Raw genomic sequence first — 22,628 nt, forward strand, 5'->3', positions numbered from 1 at the left:
GGCGCTCTGCGGCATACGGATCGCGTCCCAGAGCCCGGTCGGTTGCAGCCGCGCCCACCACCGACCACGATGCCCACCATGATCGAACCGAGCGTCGTCGACGACGTCACTGTGTTGACCATGACCGCCGGCGAGAACCGGTTCAACCTCCCCTTCGTCGAGGCCCTGACCGTCGCGGTCGACGAGGCAGCCACACGAGCCAAGCCCCTGGCGATCACCGCCGAGGGCAAGTTCTTCTCCAACGGGCTCGACCTGGAGTGGCTGCAGGCAGACCAGGGCCGCGCCGAGACGATGTTCCCCGCCTTCTACCGCCTGCTGGGCAAGATCCTGACCTTTCCCGGCGCGACGGTCGCGGCGATCAACGGCCACGCCTTCGGGGCGGGGCTCATTCTCTCGGCGGTCGCCGACTGGCGGGTGATGCGGGCCGATCGCGGCTACTTCTGCTTCCCCGAGGTCGACCTGGGCATGGCCATGTCCGACGAGTTCGACGCCGTCATCAAGGCCAAGCTCCCCGCCGATGCGCTGCTCCATGCGCTCGTCACCGGCCACCGGTACGGCGCCGGCGAGGCGGTCGACGCCGGGCTGGTCCACCGCTCAGCAGGCGAGGAGGAGCTGCTCGACACCGCGCTCGGCATGGTCCGCGACCTGGCCGCCAAGGACGGCGAGACGATCGGCCGCATCAAGGCCAAGCACTTCGAGCGCGTGGTCGATCTCCTCTGCCCCAACGGGCTCTGAACGCCCGAACGTCTGGGTGGCGCCAGCCGCTACTCGGGGTCGTAGGTCCAGTCGGGACGCTTGCGCCAGAACGACTCGTCGTAGGTGGCGACTCCGTCGGCCAGATCGACCAGCTTGGGGATGGGCAGCTGGCGGGGCCGTGGGCAACGATGCTGTTCGATGTGATCGGCGAACTCGACGGTGAAGGCGTCGAGGATGCTGGCCACGACCTCGCGCTCCTCGGTGGCGAGGTAGCAGCGGGCGCCGTCGGTGACCCGGCCGAGCCAGTGGATGATCCCCTGCAGGTCTTCGTCGGTTCCGGCACCACGCTCGATGTTCTCGAGGTGCAGGGTGATCTCGCTCGAACCCAGCTTGCAGGGCGGGCACTGTCCGCACGACTCGACCGACAAGAAGCGCGAGAAGCGGTAGGCGGTGTCGACCATGCAGGTGGTGTCGTCGCAGACGATGAACCCCACCGACCCCATGCCGGAGCCGATGCGCTGAAAGTCCTCGTAGGTGACCGGTGTGTCGAGGTGCTCGGCGGTGACCACGGCGTTGGCCACTCCGGAGAACACGGCCTTGACGCTGCGTCCCCCCGTCAGACCGCTGCCGACCGCGTCGATCACCGTGCGCAGCGGTGTGCCCAGCTCGATCTCGCCGACGTCGGGCGCGACGACGTCGCCGACGACGGTGGCGACCACGTTGCCGGGCGACTCCTCGGTGCCCATCGAGCGGAACCAGTCCACGCCCTTGACCAGGATGTGGGGCACGTTGGAGAGGGTCTCGACGTTGTTCGCCAGCGTGGGGTTGGAGCCGGTCGGGCCTCCTGAGGCATCCGAGCGCTCGGTGGCCTGCCAGCCCAGCTGGGGAGCGGAGGCGAAGAGCCCGTGCTGGTAGGGCGGGAACCACCGGGGAAGCGGCGGGTTGCCCTCGATCACCTCGAGCATCGCCTTCTCCTCGCCGTAGAGGTACTCGTCGGGTCCGGCGACGATGTTCACCGTGCAGTCCGAACAGATCCCCGCCGACTGCATCTCCTGCACGGCCCGGGTGACGGCCTCCAGCTCCTGTTCGAAGCTGGCCTTGAGGCAGATGTAGGCCTCGGCGGCGTCGAGGGCGAAGGCAGCGATGATCACCCCCTCGACGAGCTGGTAGGGGTTGGCCCGCATGAGGGCTCGGTCCTTGAAGGTGCCCGGCTCGCCCTCGGCGGCGTTGCAGACCACGTAGCGGCGGCCGTCGCCTGCGCCGGCGATGCTGGCCCACTTGCGACCGGTCGGGAACCCGGCGCCACCGCGACCCCGCAGCCCCGAGGCGGTGATCGCCTCGATGGTGGCCTGTGGCCCCATCTGCTGGGCGGCCTGGACACCGAGCCCGCCCACGTCGGTGGCGAGGTAGTGGTCGAGCGATGTGATCGCCTCGGTCGGCAACAGGTACGGCTCGGCCATGTGCATCGCTCCTCGGGCTCGCCTACCGGGCCGAGGCTACCGACCCGGCCCGGCCCATCCGAGCGCTCGACCTCCGCCGCCCATTCGAACACTCGGCCCCGCTCCCATTCTTCGAAGGGTTTCCAACCCATGCGGTTGGAAACCCTTCGCGGAATGAGACGGGGAGTCGGGACCGGCGGCTCAGCGGGCGCCGAGGGGCCGGCGCCGGCGCCAGGGCTGGGCGACCGCCGGCGACTGCCAGCCGGCATCGGCCGGGTTGAGGTTGGCGCCCGGGGGCACCAGCTCGTCGATGCGGTCGAGGGTGGCGTCGTCGAGCACGACCTCGCCCGCCCCCAGCACGCCCTCGAACTGCTCCATCGTGCGGGGACCGATGATGGCCGAGCTGATCGCCGGGTGGGCCAACACGAAGCCGAGCGCCAGGTGGGGCAAGGTGAGCCCTGCGTCGGCCGCGACCTTCTCCAGCTCGGGGATCAGGTCGAGCTTGCGGCTCACGCCCGCGTGTTCGGGGTTGAAGCGCTCGGGTTGGCGGGCGGCGCGGCCCTCGGCCGGGACGTCTTCGCCGGGACGGTAGCGACCGGTGAGGAAGCCACCGTTGAGCGGGCTCCACGGGATGACGCCCATGCCGTAGCGCTCGGCGGTGGGAAGGACCGACGACTCGATGCCACGCACGAAGATCGAGTAGGGCGGCTGCTCGACCCGGAACCGCTCGTGGCCCCGCTTCTCGGCCACCCACTGTGCCTCGACGATCTGCTCGGCGGGAAAGGTCGACGAGCCGAGGGTGAGGATCTTGCCCTGGTGGACCAGGTCCGACAGCGCCGAGAGCGTGTCGTCGATGTCGGTGGCGGGGTCGGGGCGGTGCACCTGGTAGAGGTCGATGCGGTCGGTGTCGAGGCGGCGGAGACTGTTGTCGACCTCCTGGACGATCCACCGGCGGCTGTTGCCCCGCTGGTTGGGGTCCTCGCCCATCGGGCCGTGGAACTTGGTGGCCAGCACGACCTCGTCGCGACGACCCTTCAGGGCCTTGGCGACGACCTGCTCGGACTGGCCCGCCGAGTAGACGTCGGCGGTGTCAACGAAGTTGATCCCCTCGTCGAGCGCCTTGGTGATGACGGCGACGCCCTCGTCCTCGTTGCCGTGGGCGAAGTTCATCGCCCCCAAGCAGAGGTTGCTGACCTTGACGCCGGTCGTGCCCAGTGATCGGTAGCGCATGTGATCCCCCGTGTTCGGCTGCGCCAGCCAGTGTGCCAGCGAACGCGCCTATCCGTTCGGGTCGATCTCGTCCTCGACAGCATCGAGGTATCGGGTCTCGCGGATCTCGGGGTACCTGTGCTGCGCCTCGGGATTCACTCCGAGACGGCCAGGTACTCCTCGACCGGAACGCGCTCGTCCTCGTCGAACCCCACGGGCATCACCACGTCGCCTTCGGTGGTCAGCACATAGACCTGCCAGTGGTAGTAGCCCCGGAAGGCGGTGGGGTCGTCGCGGATCACCGAGGCATAGTGCTCGATGGCCCGCACGTAGTTGTGGTGGCGGTTGTAGGAGAACAGTGCTTCGCCCATGTCGGCGGGCGCACCGCTGTGGTTCAGGTAGCGGGCGGCGGCCATGATGGCGTCGCCGTGGTCGTGCACGTCGCCCTCGCCGAACGTGTCCCAGGTGGCGGGCATGAACTGCATCGGCCCCTGGGCGCCGGCCACGCTGACCCCGTCGACTCGACCGATCGCGGTCTCCACGCGGTGGATCGCCGCCAGGTACTCCCACGGCACTCCGTACTCCTCCTCGGCAGCCAGGTAGTGGGCCATGAGCTCGTCGAGCGGCGGCGGTTCGACGATCTGCCACGCCGGCAGGGTCTCGAGCAGGTGGGTGTGCATGCCCCGCAGCTCGCGACGCGCCTCGACGTTGGCGTGGAGCGGGTCGTGGAGGTCGGCCGGGACCGCGGCGCGGACCTCGTCATCCCACTCGGGATTGGCGGCCAGGACTCGATAGGCGTACTGCTGCACACGGGCGGCCTCGGCCAGCTCGTCGTCGGGGGTCGAGACGTCACGGATCGCCCGCTCGGCCTCGACCAGCTGGGCGGCGACCCCCGACGGTTCCGCAGCCAGCTCGGGTGGCCGGTCCGGAGGGTGGGCCTCGGTGGTGGTCGTCGAGGCCTGGTCGGCACCGGATGCCGGGGACGGCGCCGAGACCACGGTGCGACCCGCGTCGGAGGCGACCTCATCGCTGCCACAGGCGGCTATCGACAGCACCACCATCGTGAGTGCCGCCGTCCGCCGGACCCGAGGGTGCATGCACCCAGGGTAGGCGTCGTCTCCCCGCTGCGAGGGGTCGCCGCATGAAGTCAGCAGGGATCCTGTGTTTGAGACAGAATGTCGGCCATGTCGCTCCCGGTTCGTCCTCGTCGCGTCCTCGCTGCCCTCGCGGCAGCGTTGGTCGCCCTGCCCCTGCTCGTCGTCGTCGGCCCTCCCGCCGGGGCTCAGACCGCCACGGTCGGCGACGAGAGCGCGCTCCGATCGGCGGTCACCGCTGGCGACGCCATCATCGAGCTGTCGGCCGACATCGAGCTCACCTGCGCCGACGGCGCGCTGCAGATCGACAGCGACACGGTCCTGCGGTCGTCCTCGAGCGAACGGCACACCCTGTCGATCGACAGCGACGGCTGCCGCAACCGGATCATCGAGGTGAGCGCGGCGGCCGAGCTGACCATCGAGAACCTAACGCTGACCGGAGGCCGTGCACCCCACGGGGACGACGGCGTGAACCCGGATAGCCCCACCGATGGAGCTGCCGGAACGGCAGGCGACGATGGCGGCAACGGTGGCGCGATCGAGAGCGACGGCAACCTCGTGCTCGACGACGTCGTCCTCACCGACAACCAGGCAGGCGACGGTGGGACCGGCGATGTCGGCATCGTCGGTGCCGCCGGCGCGACCGGCGGCGAAGGAGGAGCCGGAGGTGCCGGTGGTGCCGGTGGCGCGATCTTCACGACCGGCACAGTCACCGCCACCGACAGCACGTTCTCCGGCAACAGCGCGGGCACTGGCGGCCTGGGTGGCCAGGGCGGCACCGGAGGGACCGGCGCGGACGCCGTCGATACCAATACGGACGGCGATCCCGGAGGTACCGGCGGCATCGGCGGCTCCGGCGGCATCGGCGGTGCCGGCGGGGCAATCGACGCCGAAACCGTGACCCTCACCACCTCGACGCTCAACGACAACGCCACCGGGTCGGGAGGCCCAGGCGGGAAGGGGGGCACCGGAGGGGCCGGAGGGGCCGGTGACGGCACAGGAGTGCAGGGCGCGGGAGGCGACGGAGGTGACGGTGGACCAGCCGGCGACGGCGGTGACGGCGGTGCCGCGAGTGCGGACACCGCCATGGTCAACACCAGCACTGTGCACGCCAACGAGACAGCTGGGGGCGGAACCCCCGGAAGCGGTGGCCAGGCTGGCGAGGGGGGCACCGGCAGCGAAGGGTCTGAGGGCTCGGGAGGGACCCCAGGCACCGGCGGTGCCTTCTCGGCGACCACCAGCATCGATCTCACCTCCTCGACCGTCACCGAGAACTCGGCGGAAGGAGGTGCCCGCAGCCTGGCCGCCGCCGGGATCGACCTCGACCACACCGTGGTGCTCGGCACCGGCGGTGGCGACGACTGCGTCGCCGACACGGTCTCGGCGTCGAACTCGCTCGCCGGCGACGCGACCTGTGACAGCGACGATGTCTCGACCAGCGATCTCGACCTTGCCCCTCTCGCCGACAACGGCGGGACGACCGAGACCCGGCTCCCCCGTGATGCCAGCGCCCTGCTCGACGCGGGAACGAGCTCGTGCCCCGAGAACACCGATCAGCGGGGCGTCGACCGTCCCCAGGGCGATGCCTGCGACATCGGCGCGGTGGAACGGGTCGGCGACTTCATCGCCACGGTCCTCGCCGACGCGGACCCGATGAGCCTCGTCGCCGGAGAGACCACCTCGGTCGTCTTCACCGTCGAGGTCGTCGACGGCGGGTCGACACTGGCCATCGAGCCGGAGATCACCGGCTGCACCTCGACCCCGATCCAGGTCGGCGATCCGCCCTACGCGGTCGGCGATGAGATCACCTGGACCTGCGATGTCACCTCCGACGTGGAGGGCGAGGTCGTGGTCGCCTTCGACGCCGACTACGTGAGCGGCGAGAACGGCACGATGCCGCTCGCCACCGACATCACGGTGACCTTCACCCAGGTCACCACCACCACCGAGGCGACGACCACCACCCCGACCACGGTCGCACCGGTGGCGACCGACACCAGCGCAGGTGGGGCGTTGCCGACCACCGGCTTGTCGGCACTGCTGACCCTGCTCGCCGGAGCCACGTTGATCTTCGGCGGCACCGGGCTCACCCGCTACGCCAGGAACAGGGTGGCCCGCAGCCGCTGGGGCATGAGGTACGGCGAGCCCATGCCGGTGGGCACCCGCCGCTCACGGCGCCAGAGCTGATCGGCAGGTCCGAAGGTGGCGGCGCCGCGACGTCGCCACCTTCGGATCGCTGAGCGTCGCGCCCGTTCAGCCCGCGGGCTCGGGAGCGGGAACGTCCTCGGGTGCCGGTGCATCCTCGGGGGCAGGCACCGCCCCTGGTGGTGGTGCCTGTGGCATGCCTTCGGGCTGGACCTGGCCCGACTGCGGGTTCCAGGTCCCGTACTCGCTCGACACCGTCACGTCGGCGGCGGCGAAGTGATCGACCGCCCAGGACGAGAGCTCCTGTTGGGCCTCGGTCGGTTGACCCTCGGCCGCCCCTCCACCCGAGGCGCCCTCCTCGATGCCGAACTCCTCTTCGAGCTGGGTGAGGGCGGTGAGCAGCGGCAGCTCGAGCACCTCGAACACGTTGCGGGAGATGCCCGACGCGTCCAGATCCGAGACGAGCTGCTCCTCGCCTCCCATCTCCTCGGCGTACTCGTCGAAGGTGGCGTCGAGCGTTTCGTCGGTGACCTCGACGTCGTAGTCCTCGGCCGCAGCCTCGAGGATGATCTCCTGCACGATCAGCTGGCCGAGGATCTGTGACCGAAGCACCGACGACATGAGCTCACCGTTCTCGCCTTCGAGCTGGGGAGCGAACGCAGGTGACTCCGCCACCTCGTCATAGAGGTCCTCGACGGTGGTGACGGTGATCTCGGTGTCGTCAACCGTCGCCGCCACACCGTCGGGCGGTTCCTCACCTTCACCCTCCTCACCTTCCGGCGCGTCGCCAGAATCGTCGCCGGCGGCCGAGTCTTCCGCCTGGCCGTCGGGGGCCGTGTCGGCCTGGTCGCTGGTGTCGTTGCCGCAGGCCACGAGGAAGAGGGAGAGCACGGCGAAGAGCGCGAGTGCGGTCCGAATGCGGGTCATGGGTCCTTCTTCTGTTGCGATTCGATGACGAAGCGACCCTAGCCACGACCTCGGCAAGATCCGTCGCGGGCCTTCCGTCCGCGGCCTCATCGGTGGTCGAGGCCCTTCGGCCCTGCCGGCCAACCTGGTGCTCCTCGCCGCGGTGGTCCACGGTGTCGCGTCGCAGGGCCCGTCCAGCAGCCGCGCCGAGTACCGCCGTCAGGTGACCTCCACCCTCGCCTCCAGTCCGCCCGCCGACACCGCGGTGACCGATGCCACAGGACCGGAGATGGATCGCGCCGAGACGGTGACGATCCTCAACGACATGTGCCTGTTCGCCCCGGCGGCACTCGTCGACGCGTCGATCGCGTGGGGGCCGGTCGAAGCTCACCGGGTCACGGCGACCTTCACCCGGGGCACCCAGGTGGTGAGCGCCGACCTCGTCTTCGACGACGACTACGAACTGGTCGACTTCATCTCCGACGACCGGTCCCGCGCCTCCCGCGATGGCAAGGGGTTCACGCCCCAACGCTGGTCGACCCCGGTGCGCGCTCACGACGACGCGGGCCGACCGGTTGAGGATGGGGCAGGACCGGCGGCGGTGCTCCTATGCTCGTCACACGCGATGCGGGGAGCGACATCATGGGCATCAACTCGACACGGGGGCTGCTGTACCGGCTGGCCCGCATGCTCGGCGATGTGCAGTCGGTGCGGCGCGGGACCGTCGGTCGACGGATCGCGCGCCGGGCGACGGGACGGGTCACCGGTCGCGGGCTGGGCCGCTTGTTCCGCTGACCTGTCCGCTCCGCTGACACGACCTCGTGCGCCCCAGGGCGCCCGGGATCAGGTCAGCTCTGGTACCTCCGGAAGGTCGAGCTCGGTACCGACGAGATGGTTGAAGTAGTTGGTGAAGATGGTCCGCACCACCTCGGCGTAGGCCTCGAGGATCTGGCGGTCCGACCAACCCGCATCGATGGCAGCCGCCCATGTGGCGTCGTCGACGTGGCCCTTGTTGGCGGCGACCTGGCGGGTGAGCGTGAGCAGCGCGGTGAGCGCCGGGGCATCGGGAACCTCCCCCCGGCGGATGTCGAGGGTTGCCTCCTTGCTGTGTCCGGCCTTCTGGGCGGCACCGGTGTATGCGGCTTGGCAGTACGAGCAGTCGTTCACCTGGGCGACCGTGAGATGGATGGCTTGTCGGGTGGGCTCGTCCAGCGACGAGGTGGACGCCAGGAGTTGCTCCATCGTGACGTAGGTCTCGAGCACCACCGGCGCGTGGGCCATCTCGGCGAAGATGTTGAGCGTCTTGCCGACGTTCTCGGTGAGTTGCCCGAGCCGCTCCTTGGACTCTTCGGGCGCGGTGTCGGGGGTGTGGACCGGTGTTCTCGGCATGGGAGGCCTTCTCCATCTGGGGGGTGACGCCATCGGGAACCACTCGGGTCGCGGCGATCATTCCCTCGTGGAGGAGGGGGCGACCATCGGCGGCGACGGTCGCGGGAGCGCCTCCGCGCAGAGGTCGCCGATCCCCGCTGGTGACGGGCCGAGGTCGGTGCGGGTGCCGATGCCGCCGAGATGGGTGAGATCGGCGGGCCCGTTGGCTCGAACCTCGGCCAGCAGGTGGGCGACGGCGTCGTGTCGCCACTGGGTGCCCGCTCCCTCGCTCAGGATCGCCTCCGCCCGCTCGAACGGCATGCCCGTCCGGTACTGGCGCGTGTTGGTCATGGCGTCCCAGGCGTCGACGACGCTCACCAGGCTGACCTCGAAGGACACCTCGTCGCCTCGGAGTCCGTCGGGGTACCCGCGTCCGTCGACCCGCTCGTGGTGGCCACGCACATACGGACCCGCCCCGCCGAGGCTCGGGGCAGAGCTCAAGAGCCGCTCGCCCTGTTCGGGATGGGTGCGGATGGTGGCGAACTCGTCATCGGTGAGGGATCCCGGCTTGTGCAGGATCTCGCTCGGCATCACCAGCTTGCCGATGTCGTGGAGCAGCGCCCCGATGCCGACGTCGCGCACGACCCGAGCCGGCAGGCCGGCGCGGGAAGCGACCCGCATGGCGAGGGTGGAGGTGCGCACGACGTGGTCGCGGGTGATGGGGTCGATCCGCTCGAGCGCGGCGACGAAGGCGTGAAGCTCAGGCGCCATGCCCACTTCGAGGGCGGCGAGCGGCTCGAAGGCCAGCACCGGCCCCAACACGTCGGTCACGGCGGTCTCGGTCCGATATCCGACGAGGACCGCGAAACCGGCGGCGAAGACGCCCAGGCTCTCGATACCGAGGACCACCCATGCCGCAGCCCCAGCGGGTTGGACGAGCGCTGCGGCGGTGGAGGTGGCGGCGATGGTCGCCACGGCGCCGGCCACGACGAGCGCCGACCCCCGGCCGCTGACCTGATGCAGCCAGACCTGGCGGCGCGCCAGTGTCAGCGCACCGGCGACCCCGACCACGATCATCGTGGCGACCAGCGCCGCCGGTGGAGCACGGTCGGTCGACGCCGTGGCGAACCCGGCCACCAGGGCGCCCAGCACCCACCCGAGCACCCAGGGGCGCCAGTGGAGGGCCCACCACCCTGCCCACCCGCGGCGGGGAGCCAGCAGAGGGAGCGTCGCCGCGATGCCGAGCGGAAGCGCAACGACCGCTGCCCAGCGCGACGGTCCAGCATCCGCGAGGGTGGTGCCGCTCAACCCGTGGGCGGTCGCGAAGACCGAGACCACGAAGAGCCCGGTTCCGAGGAACACGACCTCGGGCAGGCGGCGTCTCCAGCCCGACACGATGACGACCGCGGCCAGCACTGCACAGGCCGCGCCGCTGCCGGTCGCGGTCCAGAACCAGGTGGAGGAGATCATCCCTGGCTCCCCTGTACAGGCGCCCAGACCGCGCCCACGGTGCCGGCACCCGAATGGGCACCCACCGAAGGACCGACCTCGTAGCGGACCAGGTCGACGACGCCGGAACGACCGCGGATCAGGTCGGCGAGATGGTCACCGAGGTCGGGGCGATCGGCGTCGCCGACACCGATGCGGACGGGCTGGTGAGCCGCCACGTTCCCGACGTGGTCGGCCATGGCATCGAGCGCCTGGGTCACGCTGTCGACGGTCGCCAGCTCGGTGAGACCACCCGGGCCGAGCGCCAGGATCGTGGTCGGGGTCGGTGCCGCCAGGTCGTCGGGGAGACGACCGCTGCGTCGGAGCAGGTCGGGTGCTCCCACGACGAACGCGCTGTCGACGGTGTCCACGGTCTGCTCGGCGCCGGCGATGACCTCGTGGTGGTCGCACCCGGCACCGCGTGCACGAGCAGCAGCGGTCACGCACAGTGCAACGGGGAAGGACACGGTGCGGGAGTCGACCAGATGGACCGGCACCTCGATCTGGCCGGCCGCCACCCGTGCTGCGGAGAGGACCGCCGAGTAGTCCGCACCGGTGTGGATCGACACGATGTGGGACGCTCCGCGACCCACTGCCGCCCGGTACACCGCCAGGATCTCACCCGGTGACGGTGCCGAGGTGGAGACCGTCGCCCCAACGGCGAGCTGTCGGTAGAAGGTGGAGGAATCGAGCTCGATCCTCTCGCGCAGCGGTGCACCGTCGAGCACGATCGTCATCGGCACGACCGCGACGTCGAGCTCGTCCGCCCACACCGGGGGCAGCATGGAGGCCGAGTCGGTCACGATGGCGATCATGACCGCATCCTGGTGGCCCGGAACTTGGCCAGGATCATGAGCGAGGAGGTGGCGGCGAAGATCGGGAGCGCAGCGGTGGGTGCAGGACCCCAGGCGTTGGGAAGGCGGCGACGCCACCAGGCGACCGCGGCGACGGTCCATGCCGCGCACGAGATCTGGATGGACCGCTCGGCTCCTCGCGTGGCGGTCGTGGCGAGCGCGGCGACGACCGTGTCGACCGGGAAGTATGCGGGGAACACGGCGAGGCACGCTCCCGCCGAGGTGGCGACGCCCTTTCCGCCCCGACCCCGGTTCCACACCGGCACGATGTGGCCGGCGATCGATGCCGTGCCGGCAAGGTAGGCGCCGCCGTCGCCCGCCAGCGCGCGACCCAGCCACCCCGCGGCCGCGCCCTTGGCCATGTCGACCGCGAGCACACCGGCACCCCAGCCAGGACCCAGAACCGTCATGGCGTTCGCCGCACCGGGGTTCCCGCTGCCCTCGCGATGCAGATCGCGGCCGGTGCCCGCCAGCCTGGTGGCGATGACCGCCGAGGGGAACGAGCCGAGGAGGTATCCGACGACCGCGGACGATCCCAGGTGCCGCAGCGAGTAGACGTTGTTCATGGCGGGTCGGAAACCACCCCCGTCCGCTCTACATTCCACACATACCACCTGCAGGAGTCGATGGCCGATGAGACCCGACGTCACCAAACTCACCTTCCCGGGAACGCAGGGCACCGAGCTCGCGGCGCGACTCGATCTCCCACCCCACCCACCGCGGGCCATCGCCCTGTTCGCCCACTGCTTCACCTGCGGAAAGGACATCGCCGCCGCGACCCGCATCAGTGCCGGACTGGTCGCCGAGGGGTTCGGGGTGCTGCGCTTCGACTTCACCGGGCTCGGCTCGAGCCAGGGCGAGTTCGCCAACAGCAACTTCAGCTCCAACGTCGGTGACCTCGTCGCGGCAGCCGACATGTTGCGCGATCGCTACCAGGCACCGACCCTGCTCGTGGGGCACAGCCTCGGCGGCGCAGCGGTGCTGGCCGCGGCCCAACAGATCCCCGAGGTGGCGGCGGTGGTCACCATCGCCGCACCGTCGGATCCTGCGCACGTGTCGGGGGTGTTCGCCGATGCCGACCTGCGTTCCATCAACGAGCACGGCGAAGCCGAGGTCACGCTGGCCGGCCGGGCGTTCCGGGTCCAGCGCCAGTTCCTGGAGGACATCTCCAACCAGCACCTCGGCGAGGCCATCGGACGGCTGGATGCCGCCCTGCTGGTCCTGCACTCGCCGATCGACGAGCTCGTATCGGTCGACCACGCTCGGCGCATCTACGAGATGGCCCGGCACCCGAAGAGCTTCGTGTCCATCGACGGGGCGAACCATCTGCTCACCGATCGGCGCGACGCGACCTATGTGGCTCGCACGATCGCGACGTGGGCGTCGCGATACCTCCCCGACGACGCCGCACCGACGTCGCCGCCCGAGGGCCATGTCGTGGTCGAGGAGACCGAGCTCGGCTCCTTCGCGCAACGGGTCAACGCCGGTCACCACACCTTCCTCGCGGACGAGCCGATCGGCGTGGGAGACGACACGGGGCCGACGCCCTATGACCTGTTGCTCGCCGGGCTCGGCGCCTGCACGTCCATGACGCTGCGGATGTACGCGCAGCGCAAGTCGATCCCGCTGGATCACGTGCGGGTCACCCTGACCCACGAGCGCCGCCACGCCGACGACTGCGCCGATCCGGCTCGTCCGACCTGTTCGGTGTCGGTGATCGAGCGACGCATCGAGCTCGTGGGAGACCTCACCGCCGACCAGCGCTCCAAGCTGGCCGAGATCGCCGACAAGTGCCCGGTGCACCGCACCCTCGAGGGCGAGGTGCGCGTGGTGACCGACCTCGTCTCGGCGTCCGACCCCTGACCGGCCGGCCGGGAACACCCACCACCCTCATCGGGTTTCCTGCACATGACGACGAACGACACAGCAGACGTGGTGGTCATCGGCATGGGACCCGGCGGTGAGGATGTCGGTGGACGCCTGGCCGAGGCCGGACTCGACGTGGTCGGCATCGACTACGAGCTCGTGGGCGGCGAGTGCCCCTACTGGGGGTGCATCCCGTCCAAGATGATGATCCGAGCTGCTCACCTGCTGGCCGAGGCTCGCCGCATCCCGGGGATGGCGGGGCAGGCCAGCGTGGTTCCCGACTGGGCACCGGTGGCGAAGCGGATCCGCGACGAGGCGACCACGAACTGGGACGACACCATCGCCGTCGAGCGCTTCGAAGGCAAGGGTGGCCGCTTCATCCGTGGCCGGGGCCGCATCACCGGGCCCGGCGAGGTCACCGTCGACGACCGGGTCATCACCGCCCGGCGAGCCATCGTGGTCGCCACCGGCACCAGCGCGGCGATCCCGCCGATCCCGGGGCTCGACCAGGTCGCGTACTGGACCAACCGCGAGGCCATCGAGGCCGAGCAGCTGCCGGCGTCGTTGATCGTGCTCGGCAGCGGCGCGGTCGGTGTCGAACTGGCCCAGACCTTCGCCCGCTTCGGCGTCGACGTCACCGTCGTCGAGGCCCTCGACCGGTTGGTGCCGCTGGAGGAACCAGAGGCGGGTGAGGTCCTCGCCGGGGTCTTCACCGAAGAAGGGATCGGCGTGCGGACCGGTGCCCGGGCGACCTCGGTGGCCGCGGCGGGCGACGGCGTCCGCGTCGAGCTGGAGGGCGGCGAGACCCTCGACGCCGAACGCCTGCTGGTGGCCACCGGACGCCGTGCCGACCTCTCGGCGGTCGGGGTCGCAGCGGTGGGCATCGACGAGGACCAGCGTTGGGTGCCGGTCGACGACCACCAGCGCGTCACCGATGGCGTGTGGGCGGTCGGTGACATCACCGGCAAGGGGGCGTTCACCCACATCGCGCTCTACCAGTCGGCGATCGCGGTCGCCGACATCCTCGGAGAGGACCACGAGCCGGCGAGCTACCACGCCCTGCCTCGCGCCACCTTCACCGACCCCGAGATCGGATCGGTCGGGCTGACCGAGGCCGATGCCCGCAGCGCCGGCCTCGACGTCTCGGTCGGGTTCGCCAAGGTTCCCCACACCGCCCGCGGCTGGCTGCACAAGGCCGGCAACGAGGGCTTCATCAAGCTCGTCGCCGACACGGATGACGGGGTCCTCGCCGGCGCCACCGCCATGGGACCCAACGGCGGCGAGGTGCTGGGCCTGCTCACGGTCGCGGTCCACGCTCGAGTCCCCGTCGCGTCACTGCGGCAGATGATCTACGCCTACCCGACCTTCCACAAGGGGATCGAGGACGCGCTGCGCGATCTCCGCGCCTGATCGACGACGAGCTCGGAGTGAACCGGGACCGAGCGGGGTCAGCCCTGAGGGTTGCGATCGCCGGAGGCGGCCGGGTCGCTCGGAACACGAGCGGAGCCGTCGACGGTCGCTTCGATGTCGACCTCGGTCTCTGCGCCAGCCTCTGCGCCAGCCTCTGCTGGCAAGGAGGTCGGGCCTTCGGGCACGTCCTCGGGCCGGTGGTCGGCAGCGGGAGTGCTGTCGGCCTTGTCGAGTCCGACCTCTCCCTGGGTTCGAGCCTTGGCTGCGATCGACGGGCCGTCGACGCCGCCTTCGCGAGCAAGCTCGGCCACACGGGTGCCGAATTCGGCGGCATCGGGAAGGGAGTCGTCGGTCACGGTGACGACGTCGGAAGGATCAGCGGGAGCCTCACCCTCGACGGAGATCTCGGTCGACTGCTCGGGAGCGGACTCTGCCTGGGTGGGCAGAACGTCGGCAGCTCCTGCAGCGGCGGTCGTGGCGACGACAGCGACGCCGCCGGCGACGACCTTGGTGGTCAGGGTGAGTCCTGCGAGGAACTCGGTGATCAGCATGGGGGTGCTCTCTTCGGTGGGAAGAAGCGATCGGGATGATCACTCCACAGGGGAAACGCAGCGCAGTGCGGTGTCGTTACCGATGGTGGGAGAAGGTTGGTGTTCACCCGAGGCATCAGATGGTCGACAAAGAAGGTGTGCTGACTGTGATTCGCTACTGATGGCCGTTGGAGAGGACTTCCCCGACGTGCTCATGGCGGCCCAAGCTGGTGCCGACCATGCCATCGGCCAACTGTTCGCGGCTCACAACCCGGAACTGGTCCGCTACCTCGACGGGCGGGCACGGGGATTCGGCGACGATCTGGCCCAAGAGGTGTGGATCGCTGCTGCAAGGAACCTGCGGTCTTTCACCGGGGACGAACAGGCATTTCGCGCCTGGCTGTTCTCGATCGCTCGGTCCAAGCTCATCGACCACGGGCGCCGTCTGACCCGCCAACCCGCGAGCCCGACCGATCCCCACATCATGGAGGACACCTCCCGAGCGGAGGTTCCCATCGATGCGCTCACCTCCAACGAGGCCATCGCCGAGCTCGTCGACGGTCTCAGCGACCAGCAGGCCGACATCGTGCTGCTCCGTGTCGTCGGCGGGTTCAGCGTCGACGAGGTGGCAGCGATCATCGGAAAGCGACCGGGGGCGGTGCGGGTCGCCCAGCATCGTGCGCTGCGTCGGGTCGCCGATCGACTCGAGGAACGGGGTGTAACACGATGAGCCGCCGAGACGTTCCCCCTGATGAGATGAAGACTCCGCCGCTCGACGCGAACACCGCTGACCGCCTCTTGGCCGGTGCGATCCAGCCAGATGACGCGCCCGACGGGTACCAGCGCATCGCTGCTCTCATCGCCGTCGCCAACGAACCCGCTACCGAGGCCGAGCGGCAGGACCCACCGCCTGGGCTGGCCGCACTGGTCACGAGCGCCGAGGAACCAGCCGATCGTGGGCCGAGGACCCGGCGCCGCTCCACCCAGGTCGCGGTGGCCGCCGCCGTGCTGTGTCTCACCGCGTCCAGCGCCGCTGCCGCGACCAACAACCTGCCCGACCCGATCCAGCGAGCGGTGTCCAGCGTCGCCTCCCAGATCGGCGTGTCGATCCCAGAGCCCGCATCACCGGACGACATCACTCTCGAGCCGACGGGTCCGGATCGCGACGTTCCCGGTTCGGCGCCGTCCGGTTCGGGCGACGCACCCGACCAGACCGTCCCCGATCCCGCTGAGCTGCTCCCGAACGATCGGGTTCCCGAGACGGTGGACGAGGTCGTGCCCGATCCGGTCGCTCCGCCGGTCACCGAGAGCCCCGAGGTTCCGGACGTCACCGAGATCCCTGAGATCCCCGAGGACGATGGCGACATCCCGACACCGCCCACCGGCGGTTCCGACGTCCCCACCGACGGCGGCGACGCCTTGACGACCGATCCGGTGGTTCCACAGAACGGCTCCGAGGCGCGCCCCTGACCTCAGTGGTCGCGCCGGGCGACGATCCGCTGGAGCGCGATGCCGAGCGCTGATCCGATCCACCGTTCGGCGACCCGGCTGGCTCGGTCGAGGCGAGGAGCCGCGACACCCGGCAGGTACAGGGCGTCGACGAGGCGCCGGCCGGATGCAGGGTCGACCAGCGGGTAGTCGAAGCGCCGGTGTTCGATGGTCGAGGCGCTGAACCCGGCTTCGGCGAGGACCCGGGTCGGGTGACGCCGCAGCGGCGATGGCGGGAACCGGGCGGGCGAGACCAAGGCGAGATAGAGGCGCAGGTAGCGACGGGTGTCGCCGGCGGTCAGCGGCCGGCGTGCAGGCACCATCACATGGAGGGCCCCGCCGGGCACCAGGACCCGCCGCATCTCCTCGAGCGCCCTGGTGAGCGGCGAGACCAGCATGAGCGCCATCGAGCACACCACCGCATCGACGCTGTGGGAGGGCATGGGCAGCGCCAGCGCGTCGGCTCGCGCCACCGGCCCCGCGTCGTTGGCCACCGCTCGATCCAACTCCTCGGCCGATCGGTCGACTCCGATCCAGCCCGGTCCGAGGAGGCCGTGCATGGGACCGCTCCCGCAGGCCAGATCGAGGACGCGACCTCCGGAGGTGACACCGCTGGCCAGCCACTGGTAGGGGTCGCGACCGTTGTCATCTCGACAGTCGAGTAGCAGGTCCTCGGTGATCCCCGGTCGCTCTGTGTGGAACCGCTCCAGGTAGTGCGGCCAGTCAGGTCGGAACCGGTCGCGGATCACGACTCGACGTGGGACGACATCGCATCCGGCTCGGTCGACCGGTCGACGCTCGTTCCCCCGCGTCGGCTCCAGAACCCGATCACGGCCGTGACCACGACCAGGATCAACCCGGCGGTGACGAGGAACGAGACGGGGTCATGGGGAACGATCATCTGCTGCAACCAGGATTGCACGGCAGCCGCCCGCTCGATGACCGGGTCCTGGGTCGCGCCGCGAAGGATCCGGATCTCGTACCAGCCGTAGTAGGCGACGTAGGCCCCCGCGACGACCATCAGGGCGCCAGCGATCCGGTTGACGCGGGGCAGCAAGCGGCGGAACCGGTGCACGACACCTTCGCGGGCGAGGCCGACGGCGACGGTGAGGATGGTGATCACCACTCCCATGCCGAGGCCGTAGGCGACGAAGACGCTCATGCCCGACCACCAGCTCTCGGCGCGGAACGTCGCGGTGGTGACCGCCAGGAAGGGACCGATCGTGCACGACAGCGACGCGATCGCGAACGACACGCCGAACAGGAACATCGACGGCAACGTTCCGTCACGGCCGCCCCGCTGGAACGTGGGGAGGTGGATGGTGAGCTGGCGTCCGGCCAGCAGCGCCACGCCGAGGCCGACCAGTCCCACACCGATCACGATCGTGACCCACGGCAGGTGCTGTTCGATCTGTAGGGCCAGTGGGGTGACCACCACCCCGAAGATCCCGAAGACGACGACGAAACCTGCGGTGAGCACGCCCGAGACGGCCAGTGCCCGGCCGATCGCCCTGGGGGCCCCTCCACCATGGTCGAGCCCGACGAAGGCCGCGAGGTAGGCCGGGAGGAGGGCGAAGCCGCACGGGTTGACGGTGGCCGCCATCCCGGCGGCGATGGCGAGCGCGAGCGATTCCGACATCGACCGGTCAGGCGCCGGCGAGGGTGGCGACCCGATCGTCGAGCGCCGAACCCAGGGTCCCGACGAACACCTCGATCTGGCCGGTGTCGTCGATGAAGGCGAACGCCGGTTGGCCGTACACCCCGAACGCGGTCCAGATGCTGCCGTCGTCGTCGACGACGTGTTCCAGTGCACCGGTGCCGGTGTCGTCGACGAACTGCTCCATGGCGTTCACCTGTCCCCGACCGGGAACGCCGATGACGCGGACATCGTCGCCGTGGCGTTCCGCGACCTCTGCGACCTCTGGGCCTTCGGCCCGGCAGCTGGTGCACCAGGGCGCCCAGAACCACAACACGGTCTTGGTGCCGGCGAGTCGGCCGCCGTCGAACTCCTCGCCGTCGAGGGTGGCCGCACCGGCGAAGACCGAGTCGAACGTCTCCCCGGCAGCTGGCTCTTCCTCTGGCTCTGGCTCTTCCACTGTGTCCGGTACGGTTGCCGCTCCCTCTCCCCCGGCCGGGTCGTCATCGCTCCCTCCGCTGCAGGCGGCACCAACGAGGACCACCACCGCCAGAGCGGCAGCGGCGCGGATGTGGAGACGTTGGCGCATCGACCTCATGGTGTTGGAAACCCGCAGGCGGACAGGAGAGATTCCCGATGCGGGAAGTTCTCACGCGCTCACCGGGTTCCGCTCTCCATGGGACCGTCCCAGAACGGCGTCCGCGCCCTGACCGCCTCGCTGCACCTGGAGATCCTGCTTCCGCGCACCGACGCCGGAGTGCTCGCCCAACTGGTCGCCCTGGCCGCCGTCGTGCTCGCCGTGTCGGTACTCCTCCGCCACCAACGCGAGCTGCTGCTGCTCACCTGGGGAATCGGACTCATGGTGCTCGGCGGCATGGGGCTGCGTGCGATCCATTGACCCCGACCATCGAAACGAGAGTTGACCATTGACCTGGATCACATCGGTGCTCGCCTATCACGGCACCGGACATGGCGGAGGCGGAGACGGATCGAGCAGTTGGACCTTGCTGATCGTCGTCCTGGGGCTCTTCGCCACCGCGGGCTGGTTCATCTTCTCCGAGCTCCAGTTCCGAAACACCGTTCTCGCTGCGGTCGGAGCATGGTCGACCGGCCTCGCGCTCCTGTTCCTCATGTGATCGGGCCCCCGGGAATCTCGCCCCCGTGACCCGGGCCAGCTCCCATTCGGCTCGCGAGCGAACGCCCACCGCCACGCCGTCCTACGCTGCGGTAATGGCAGGCGTCGACGCTTCACGCATGCGCAGGCTCGGGGGCATTGCCTGGCGAACCCTCGTCATGTTCGCGGTGCTGCTCACCGTCGTCGGTGTCCCATCTGCCGGCGCCCAGGATGACCAGCCGGGCCCGGTCTATGTGATCGAGGTCGGCGGCACCATCGACCTCGGGCTTGCTCCCTTCCTCGAGCGGGCGCTCGACGAAGCTGAGCGGGCCGCCGCGGCGGCGGTGATCATCGAGATCGACACCTTCGGGGGACGTCTCGATGCCGTCATCCAGATGCGCGACTCGCTGATCGACAGCCCCCTGCGCACGGTCGCGCTGGTGGACGCGACCGCGTTCTCCGCAGGAGCGCTGATCGCCATCGCCGCCGAGGAGATCTGGATGACCCCGGGATCGACCATGGGGGCGGCGACCCCGGTCGACGGCACCACCGGGGAGGTGGCCGACGAGAAGACCATCTCGGCGGTGCGGGCAACGTTCGAGTCCACCGCAGAGGAGCGTGGGCGCGACCCGCGCGTCGCGGCGGCAATGGTGGACGACTCCGTCGAGATCGAAGGCCTCGTCACCGACGGCCAGCTGCTCACCCTCACGGTGTCGCAAGCGGAGGAGTTCGGCTACGCCGATGGTCTGGCCGCCGATCGCAGCGCACTGCTCGACGAGCTGAGGCTCGCCGACCGCGAGCTGATCGAGCTGAGCCCGAGCTTCGTCGAGCAACTGGCCCGCTTCATCACCAACCCCGTCGTTGCCTCGCTGCTGTTGCTGGCGGGGATGCTGGCGGTGATCACCGACCTGTTGAGCGGCGGGCTGGGGATCGGCGTGGTCGCCGGCCTGGGTCTGCTGGGGCTGTTCTTCTGGGGCCACATGCTCGCGGGGCTCGCCGGGTGGGAGGATCTGGCGCTCGTGGTGCTCGGCCTGCTCCTCATCGCGGTGGAGGTCTTCGTCTTCCCCGGGTTCGGGGTGGCAGGGATCCTCGGGCTGCTCGCGCTCGGCGCGGGAGCGTTCATGGCCATGATCTTCCGGGAGTTCGACTTCGTCACCAACGAGGACCTGGTCCGGGCCGCCCTCACGGTGAGCCTGACCCTGGTGGCGGTGGTCGTCGGCACCATCGTCCTGATCGCCACCGTTGCTCGCCGAGGACCGCCGAGCGGGCTGGTGCTGCACCCGGGGGTAGGTGCCGCTTCCTCCGCCTCCCAACGAACCAACACCGGCTGGGTCCGCTGGTTCGATGTCGCCGCCAAGCTCCCGGCCGACCGCATGCCAACCGACGGTGGCCGGCGCGACGGGACCGCTGATGTCGAGGAGAGCGGAGGGTCCGCAGCGGCCACGAGCTCGATGGTGGGGGCGACCGGGACCGCCCTCAGCGATCTACGACCCTCCGGGGTGGCCGACTTCGACGGCGAGCGGGTCGACGTGGTGACCGCGGGCGACTACGTGCGCCGGGGAGAACCGATCGAGGTCATCGTCGACGAGGGCTACCGGCGAGTCGTCAGGCGGACCGACACCTGAGTTACCCTCGACGTGGCGCCGGTTTCTCGACCGCCCCCACGACCGCGTCACGAGGAATGAACCCATGGACAGTAGTGCCATCATCTTGATCGTCATCGCCGCGGCCGTCGTGGTCGTCGGCTCGCTGCTCTTCTACTTCGTTCCGCTCGGCCTGTGGGTCACCGCCATCTTCTCCGGGGTCCGGGTCCGCATCGGGACCCTGATCGGGATGCGGCTGCGCAAGGTGGTCCCCAGCGCGATCATCCGGCCGCTGATCAGCGCCACCAAGGCCGAGATCGACCTCGAGATCGGGCAGATGGAAGCTCACTTCCTCGCCGGCGGCAACGTCGACCGGGTGGTCACCGCGCTGATCTCGGCCGACCGGGCCAACATCGAGCTCCCGTGGAAGCGGGCGACGGCGATCGACCTCGCCGGACGCGACGTGCTGCAGGCGGTGCAGATGAGCGTCAACCCGAAGGTCATCGACACGCCGCGGGTGGCGGCGGTCGCCAAGGACGGCATCCAGGTCGTGGCCGTCGCCCGTGTCACCGTGCGGGCCAACATCGAGCGGTTGGTCGGCGGTGCCGGCGAGGAGACGATCATCGCCCGCGTCGGCGAGGGCACCGTGTCGGGCATCGGCTCCGCCGACTCCCACAAGTGGGTGCTCGAGAACCCCGACGCCATCTCGACCAGGGTGCTCGACCGGGGCCTCGATGCCGGAACCGCCTTCGAGATCCTCTCCATCGACATCGCCGACGTCGACATCGGACGCAACGTCGGCGCCGAACTGCAGACCGCCCAGGCCGAGGCCGACAAGAACATCGCCCAGGCACGGGCCGAGGAGCGCCGGGCGATGGCCGTCGCCGAGGAACAGGAGATGCGCGCACGAGTCGTCGAGGCCGAGGCCCAGGTTCCGTTGGCCCTCGCCGAAGCGCTGCGGAGCGGCAACCTCGGTGTGATGGATCACTACCGCATGCAGAACGTGCAGGCCGACACCCAGATGCGGTCCTCGATCGCCGGCGAGGACGAGCAGAGCTGATGGACCCCCTCGCCCGCGACCGGCTCAAGCGGGCGCTTGCCGACCCCGCGGCGGTGCGCCAGGCAATGATCCTCCGCGAGGTGCTCGGCCCCCCGGTCGCGCTCCGCGAGGAGGCCGACGGTGCCGGCCGCGCGTTCTCGAACCAAGCGCCCGAGTGACCTCCCCACCACGTGCCGCCGCGTCGCAGGCTCGCCTGGGGTGTTGCTGCTACAGGTACTGACCCTGAGCGTGGTCGTCCGCGAGCTGCGGGCGCTCCTGTGAGAGTCCTTGTGGGAGCTGTCCCATCTGTCTTCCCGCTGCCATCTGCTGGGCCATGACCGACGCCTGCATTCCCTGGAAGACGCCGTTCAGCCATCCCACCAGCTGGGCTTGGGCGACACGTAGCGCCGGACCGCTCGCGTCGGCCTCCTCGATGGGTAGGCCGAGGCTCTCGAGCTCCTCTTCCAAGTCGTCGGAGAGCAGATCCTTGAGGGCTTCGATGGCATGACGGTGGATGTCGAAGAGACGTTTGCGGCCCGCCTCGTCCAGTTCCAGCTCACGCACCTCGGTCATGAGTGCTTGGAACATGTTCGCCAGCCGGATCATCTCCGCCGGGTTCGAGACATCCGGCTCCCGCTCGGTGCGCGTCTCCATCGCTGTTGGATCGGGTGGGTTGGGTTCGGCCTCTTGCTCAGCCATGGAACATCTCCTGTGGCGGGTCGCGTGCCGGACAGATGCTCTTGCGCTCGGGAGCCGACTGTCT

Annotated in this window: 25 protein-coding genes; 12 read left to right on the forward strand and 13 right to left on the reverse strand. The window is 69.9% G+C overall.

Going from position 1 to position 22,628, the window contains the following annotated elements:
- Positions 1-78 precede the first annotated feature (78 nt).
- Entirely contained in the window at positions 79-735 is a 657-nt protein-coding gene (locus tag U5K29_13830; protein MDZ7679616.1) for an enoyl-CoA hydratase-related protein, read from the forward strand.
- 29 nt (positions 736-764) lie between these two features.
- On the opposite strand, the gene U5K29_13835 is transcribed toward U5K29_13830, so the two are convergent.
- From U5K29_13835 to U5K29_13845, 3 genes are all read right to left on the reverse strand, one after another.
- Complete coding sequence (locus U5K29_13835; GenBank protein MDZ7679617.1) at positions 765-2,156, reverse strand: NADH-ubiquinone oxidoreductase-F iron-sulfur binding region domain-containing protein; 1,392 nt, start codon at positions 2,154-2,156, stop codon at positions 765-767.
- Between the two features lie 180 nt (positions 2,157-2,336).
- Positions 2,337-3,365: an aldo/keto reductase gene (locus tag U5K29_13840; GenBank protein ID MDZ7679618.1), complete on the reverse strand. Its 1,029-nt coding sequence runs from the start codon at positions 3,363-3,365 to the stop codon at positions 2,337-2,339.
- 134 nt (positions 3,366-3,499) lie between these two features.
- Positions 3,500-4,441 carry a lytic transglycosylase domain-containing protein gene (locus tag U5K29_13845; protein MDZ7679619.1) on the reverse strand — a complete coding sequence of 314 codons (942 nt, stop codon included), beginning with the start codon at positions 4,439-4,441 and terminating at the stop codon, positions 3,500-3,502.
- Between the two features lie 87 nt (positions 4,442-4,528).
- Here U5K29_13845 and U5K29_13850 point away from each other — a divergent pair, with 87 nt between their 5' ends.
- Entirely contained in the window at positions 4,529-6,625 is a 2,097-nt protein-coding gene (locus U5K29_13850; GenBank protein ID MDZ7679620.1) for a choice-of-anchor Q domain-containing protein, read from the forward strand.
- 66 nt (positions 6,626-6,691) lie between these two features.
- On the opposite strand, the gene U5K29_13855 is transcribed toward U5K29_13850, so the two are convergent.
- Complete coding sequence (locus U5K29_13855; GenBank protein MDZ7679621.1) at positions 6,692-7,510, reverse strand: SurA N-terminal domain-containing protein; 819 nt, start codon at positions 7,508-7,510, stop codon at positions 6,692-6,694.
- Positions 7,511-8,098: 588 nt separating this feature from the next.
- On the opposite strand from U5K29_13855, the gene U5K29_13860 reads away from it, so the two are divergent.
- Positions 8,099-8,284 (forward strand): hypothetical protein, encoded by a 186-nt coding sequence (locus U5K29_13860; GenBank protein ID MDZ7679622.1) that lies wholly within the window; start codon positions 8,099-8,101, stop codon positions 8,282-8,284.
- 48 nt (positions 8,285-8,332) lie between these two features.
- Here the strand turns inward: U5K29_13860 and U5K29_13865 are convergent, their stop codons facing one another.
- From U5K29_13865 to U5K29_13880, 4 genes are read right to left on the reverse strand one after another with little or no spacing between them, the layout of a single operon-like run.
- Positions 8,333-8,878 carry a carboxymuconolactone decarboxylase family protein gene (locus U5K29_13865; GenBank protein MDZ7679623.1) on the reverse strand — a complete coding sequence of 182 codons (546 nt, stop codon included), beginning with the start codon at positions 8,876-8,878 and terminating at the stop codon, positions 8,333-8,335.
- A gap of 57 nt (positions 8,879-8,935) precedes the next feature.
- Positions 8,936-10,327, reverse strand: coding sequence for an HD domain-containing phosphohydrolase (locus U5K29_13870; GenBank protein ID MDZ7679624.1), 1,392 nt, complete (start codon positions 10,325-10,327; stop codon positions 8,936-8,938).
- Entirely contained in the window at positions 10,324-11,160 is an 837-nt protein-coding gene (locus U5K29_13875) for a DegV family protein (protein ID MDZ7679625.1), read from the reverse strand. Before U5K29_13875 ends, U5K29_13870 begins: the two co-directional genes overlap by 4 nt.
- On the reverse strand, positions 11,157-11,765 hold the full coding sequence (locus U5K29_13880; GenBank protein MDZ7679626.1) for a glycerol-3-phosphate acyltransferase: 609 nt from the start codon (positions 11,763-11,765) through the stop codon (positions 11,157-11,159). The genes U5K29_13875 and U5K29_13880 overlap by 4 nt, the downstream gene beginning before the upstream one ends.
- 67 nt (positions 11,766-11,832) lie before the next feature.
- Between U5K29_13880 and U5K29_13885 the strand changes: the two genes are divergently transcribed.
- Entirely contained in the window at positions 11,833-13,062 is a 1,230-nt protein-coding gene (locus U5K29_13885) for a bifunctional alpha/beta hydrolase/OsmC family protein (protein MDZ7679627.1), read from the forward strand.
- Positions 13,063-13,107: 45 nt separating this feature from the next.
- Positions 13,108-14,475 carry an NAD(P)/FAD-dependent oxidoreductase gene (locus tag U5K29_13890; protein MDZ7679628.1) on the forward strand — a complete coding sequence of 456 codons (1,368 nt, stop codon included), beginning with the start codon at positions 13,108-13,110 and terminating at the stop codon, positions 14,473-14,475.
- A 38-nt stretch (positions 14,476-14,513) separates the two neighbouring features.
- On the opposite strand, the gene U5K29_13895 is transcribed toward U5K29_13890, so the two are convergent.
- The gene (locus U5K29_13895; protein MDZ7679629.1) at positions 14,514-15,026 is read right to left on the reverse strand and encodes a hypothetical protein; all 513 of its coding nucleotides are present in this window, start codon (positions 15,024-15,026) and stop codon (positions 14,514-14,516) included.
- 160 nt (positions 15,027-15,186) lie between these two features.
- Between U5K29_13895 and U5K29_13900 the strand changes: the two genes are divergently transcribed.
- Positions 15,187-15,735, forward strand: a complete 549-nt coding sequence (locus U5K29_13900; protein ID MDZ7679630.1) for an RNA polymerase sigma factor — start codon at positions 15,187-15,189, stop codon at positions 15,733-15,735.
- Positions 15,732-16,475, forward strand: a complete 744-nt coding sequence (locus tag U5K29_13905; protein ID MDZ7679631.1) for a hypothetical protein — start codon at positions 15,732-15,734, stop codon at positions 16,473-16,475. Before U5K29_13900 ends, U5K29_13905 begins: the two co-directional genes overlap by 4 nt.
- Positions 16,476-16,477: 2 nt before the next feature.
- Here U5K29_13905 and U5K29_13910 read toward each other — a convergent pair whose 3' ends face one another.
- From U5K29_13910 to U5K29_13920, 3 genes are read right to left on the reverse strand one after another with little or no spacing between them, the layout of a single operon-like run.
- Positions 16,478-17,242, reverse strand: coding sequence for a class I SAM-dependent methyltransferase (locus U5K29_13910; GenBank protein ID MDZ7679632.1), 765 nt, complete (start codon positions 17,240-17,242; stop codon positions 16,478-16,480).
- Complete coding sequence (locus U5K29_13915; GenBank protein MDZ7679633.1) at positions 17,239-18,132, reverse strand: cytochrome c biogenesis protein CcdA; 894 nt, start codon at positions 18,130-18,132, stop codon at positions 17,239-17,241. The genes U5K29_13910 and U5K29_13915 overlap by 4 nt, the downstream gene beginning before the upstream one ends.
- A 7-nt stretch (positions 18,133-18,139) precedes the next feature.
- Entirely contained in the window at positions 18,140-18,718 is a 579-nt protein-coding gene (locus U5K29_13920; GenBank protein MDZ7679634.1) for a redoxin domain-containing protein, read from the reverse strand.
- 87 nt (positions 18,719-18,805) lie between these two features.
- On the opposite strand from U5K29_13920, the gene U5K29_13925 reads away from it, so the two are divergent.
- The 5 genes from U5K29_13925 (at position 18,806) to U5K29_13945 (ending at position 22,044) form a co-directional block, all read left to right on the forward strand.
- Positions 18,806-19,027 carry a hypothetical protein gene (locus U5K29_13925; protein MDZ7679635.1) on the forward strand — a complete coding sequence of 74 codons (222 nt, stop codon included), beginning with the start codon at positions 18,806-18,808 and terminating at the stop codon, positions 19,025-19,027.
- 28 nt (positions 19,028-19,055) lie between these two features.
- Entirely contained in the window at positions 19,056-19,265 is a 210-nt protein-coding gene (locus U5K29_13930) for a hypothetical protein (GenBank protein ID MDZ7679636.1), read from the forward strand.
- A 118-nt stretch (positions 19,266-19,383) separates the two neighbouring features.
- Positions 19,384-20,868, forward strand: a complete 1,485-nt coding sequence (locus U5K29_13935; GenBank protein ID MDZ7679637.1) for an NfeD family protein — start codon at positions 19,384-19,386, stop codon at positions 20,866-20,868.
- 64 nt (positions 20,869-20,932) lie between these two features.
- Positions 20,933-21,886 carry a flotillin-like protein FloA gene (floA, locus tag U5K29_13940; protein MDZ7679638.1) on the forward strand — a complete coding sequence of 318 codons (954 nt, stop codon included), beginning with the start codon at positions 20,933-20,935 and terminating at the stop codon, positions 21,884-21,886.
- Positions 21,886-22,044 (forward strand): hypothetical protein, encoded by a 159-nt coding sequence (locus U5K29_13945; protein MDZ7679639.1) that lies wholly within the window; start codon positions 21,886-21,888, stop codon positions 22,042-22,044. The genes floA and U5K29_13945 overlap by 1 nt, the downstream gene beginning before the upstream one ends.
- Positions 22,045-22,093: 49 nt before the next feature.
- Here U5K29_13945 and U5K29_13950 read toward each other — a convergent pair whose 3' ends face one another.
- Positions 22,094-22,564, reverse strand: a complete 471-nt coding sequence (locus tag U5K29_13950) for a proteasome activator (protein MDZ7679640.1) — start codon at positions 22,562-22,564, stop codon at positions 22,094-22,096.
- Positions 22,565-22,628: the final 64 nt, after the last annotated feature.

Source organism: Acidimicrobiales bacterium (genome assembly GCA_034521975.1).
In the GTDB taxonomy this organism is placed as follows: domain Bacteria; phylum Actinomycetota; class Acidimicrobiia; order Acidimicrobiales; family SKKL01; genus SKKL01.

Excerpts from the sequence above, each read along its gene's own strand:
- U5K29_13830 (MDZ7679616.1), top strand. The coding sequence starts at position 79 with ATGATCGAACCGAGCGTCGTCGACGACGTCACTGTGTTGACCATGACC.
- U5K29_13835 (MDZ7679617.1), bottom strand. The coding sequence starts at position 2,156 with ATGGCCGAGCCGTACCTGTTGCCGACCGAGGCGATCACATCGCTCGAC.
- U5K29_13840 (MDZ7679618.1), bottom strand. The coding sequence starts at position 3,365 with ATGCGCTACCGATCACTGGGCACGACCGGCGTCAAGGTCAGCAACCTC.
- U5K29_13845 (MDZ7679619.1), bottom strand. The coding sequence starts at position 4,441 with ATGCACCCTCGGGTCCGGCGGACGGCGGCACTCACGATGGTGGTGCTG.
- U5K29_13850 (MDZ7679620.1), top strand. The coding sequence starts at position 4,529 with ATGTCGCTCCCGGTTCGTCCTCGTCGCGTCCTCGCTGCCCTCGCGGCA.
- U5K29_13855 (MDZ7679621.1), bottom strand. The coding sequence starts at position 7,510 with ATGACCCGCATTCGGACCGCACTCGCGCTCTTCGCCGTGCTCTCCCTC.
- U5K29_13860 (MDZ7679622.1), top strand. The coding sequence starts at position 8,099 with ATGCTCGTCACACGCGATGCGGGGAGCGACATCATGGGCATCAACTCG.
- U5K29_13865 (MDZ7679623.1), bottom strand. The coding sequence starts at position 8,878 with ATGCCGAGAACACCGGTCCACACCCCCGACACCGCGCCCGAAGAGTCC.
- U5K29_13870 (MDZ7679624.1), bottom strand. The coding sequence starts at position 10,327 with ATGATCTCCTCCACCTGGTTCTGGACCGCGACCGGCAGCGGCGCGGCC.
- U5K29_13875 (MDZ7679625.1), bottom strand. The coding sequence starts at position 11,160 with ATGATCGCCATCGTGACCGACTCGGCCTCCATGCTGCCCCCGGTGTGG.
- U5K29_13880 (MDZ7679626.1), bottom strand. The coding sequence starts at position 11,765 with ATGAACAACGTCTACTCGCTGCGGCACCTGGGATCGTCCGCGGTCGTC.
- U5K29_13885 (MDZ7679627.1), top strand. The coding sequence starts at position 11,833 with ATGAGACCCGACGTCACCAAACTCACCTTCCCGGGAACGCAGGGCACC.
- U5K29_13890 (MDZ7679628.1), top strand. The coding sequence starts at position 13,108 with ATGACGACGAACGACACAGCAGACGTGGTGGTCATCGGCATGGGACCC.
- U5K29_13895 (MDZ7679629.1), bottom strand. The coding sequence starts at position 15,026 with ATGCTGATCACCGAGTTCCTCGCAGGACTCACCCTGACCACCAAGGTC.
- U5K29_13900 (MDZ7679630.1), top strand. The coding sequence starts at position 15,187 with ATGGCCGTTGGAGAGGACTTCCCCGACGTGCTCATGGCGGCCCAAGCT.
- U5K29_13905 (MDZ7679631.1), top strand. The coding sequence starts at position 15,732 with ATGAGCCGCCGAGACGTTCCCCCTGATGAGATGAAGACTCCGCCGCTC.
- U5K29_13915 (MDZ7679633.1), bottom strand. The coding sequence starts at position 18,132 with ATGTCGGAATCGCTCGCGCTCGCCATCGCCGCCGGGATGGCGGCCACC.
- U5K29_13920 (MDZ7679634.1), bottom strand. The coding sequence starts at position 18,718 with ATGCGCCAACGTCTCCACATCCGCGCCGCTGCCGCTCTGGCGGTGGTG.
- U5K29_13925 (MDZ7679635.1), top strand. The coding sequence starts at position 18,806 with ATGGGACCGTCCCAGAACGGCGTCCGCGCCCTGACCGCCTCGCTGCAC.
- U5K29_13935 (MDZ7679637.1), top strand. The coding sequence starts at position 19,384 with ATGCGCAGGCTCGGGGGCATTGCCTGGCGAACCCTCGTCATGTTCGCG.
- floA (MDZ7679638.1), top strand. The coding sequence starts at position 20,933 with ATGGACAGTAGTGCCATCATCTTGATCGTCATCGCCGCGGCCGTCGTG.
- U5K29_13945 (MDZ7679639.1), top strand. The coding sequence starts at position 21,886 with ATGGACCCCCTCGCCCGCGACCGGCTCAAGCGGGCGCTTGCCGACCCC.
- U5K29_13950 (MDZ7679640.1), bottom strand. The coding sequence starts at position 22,564 with ATGGCTGAGCAAGAGGCCGAACCCAACCCACCCGATCCAACAGCGATG.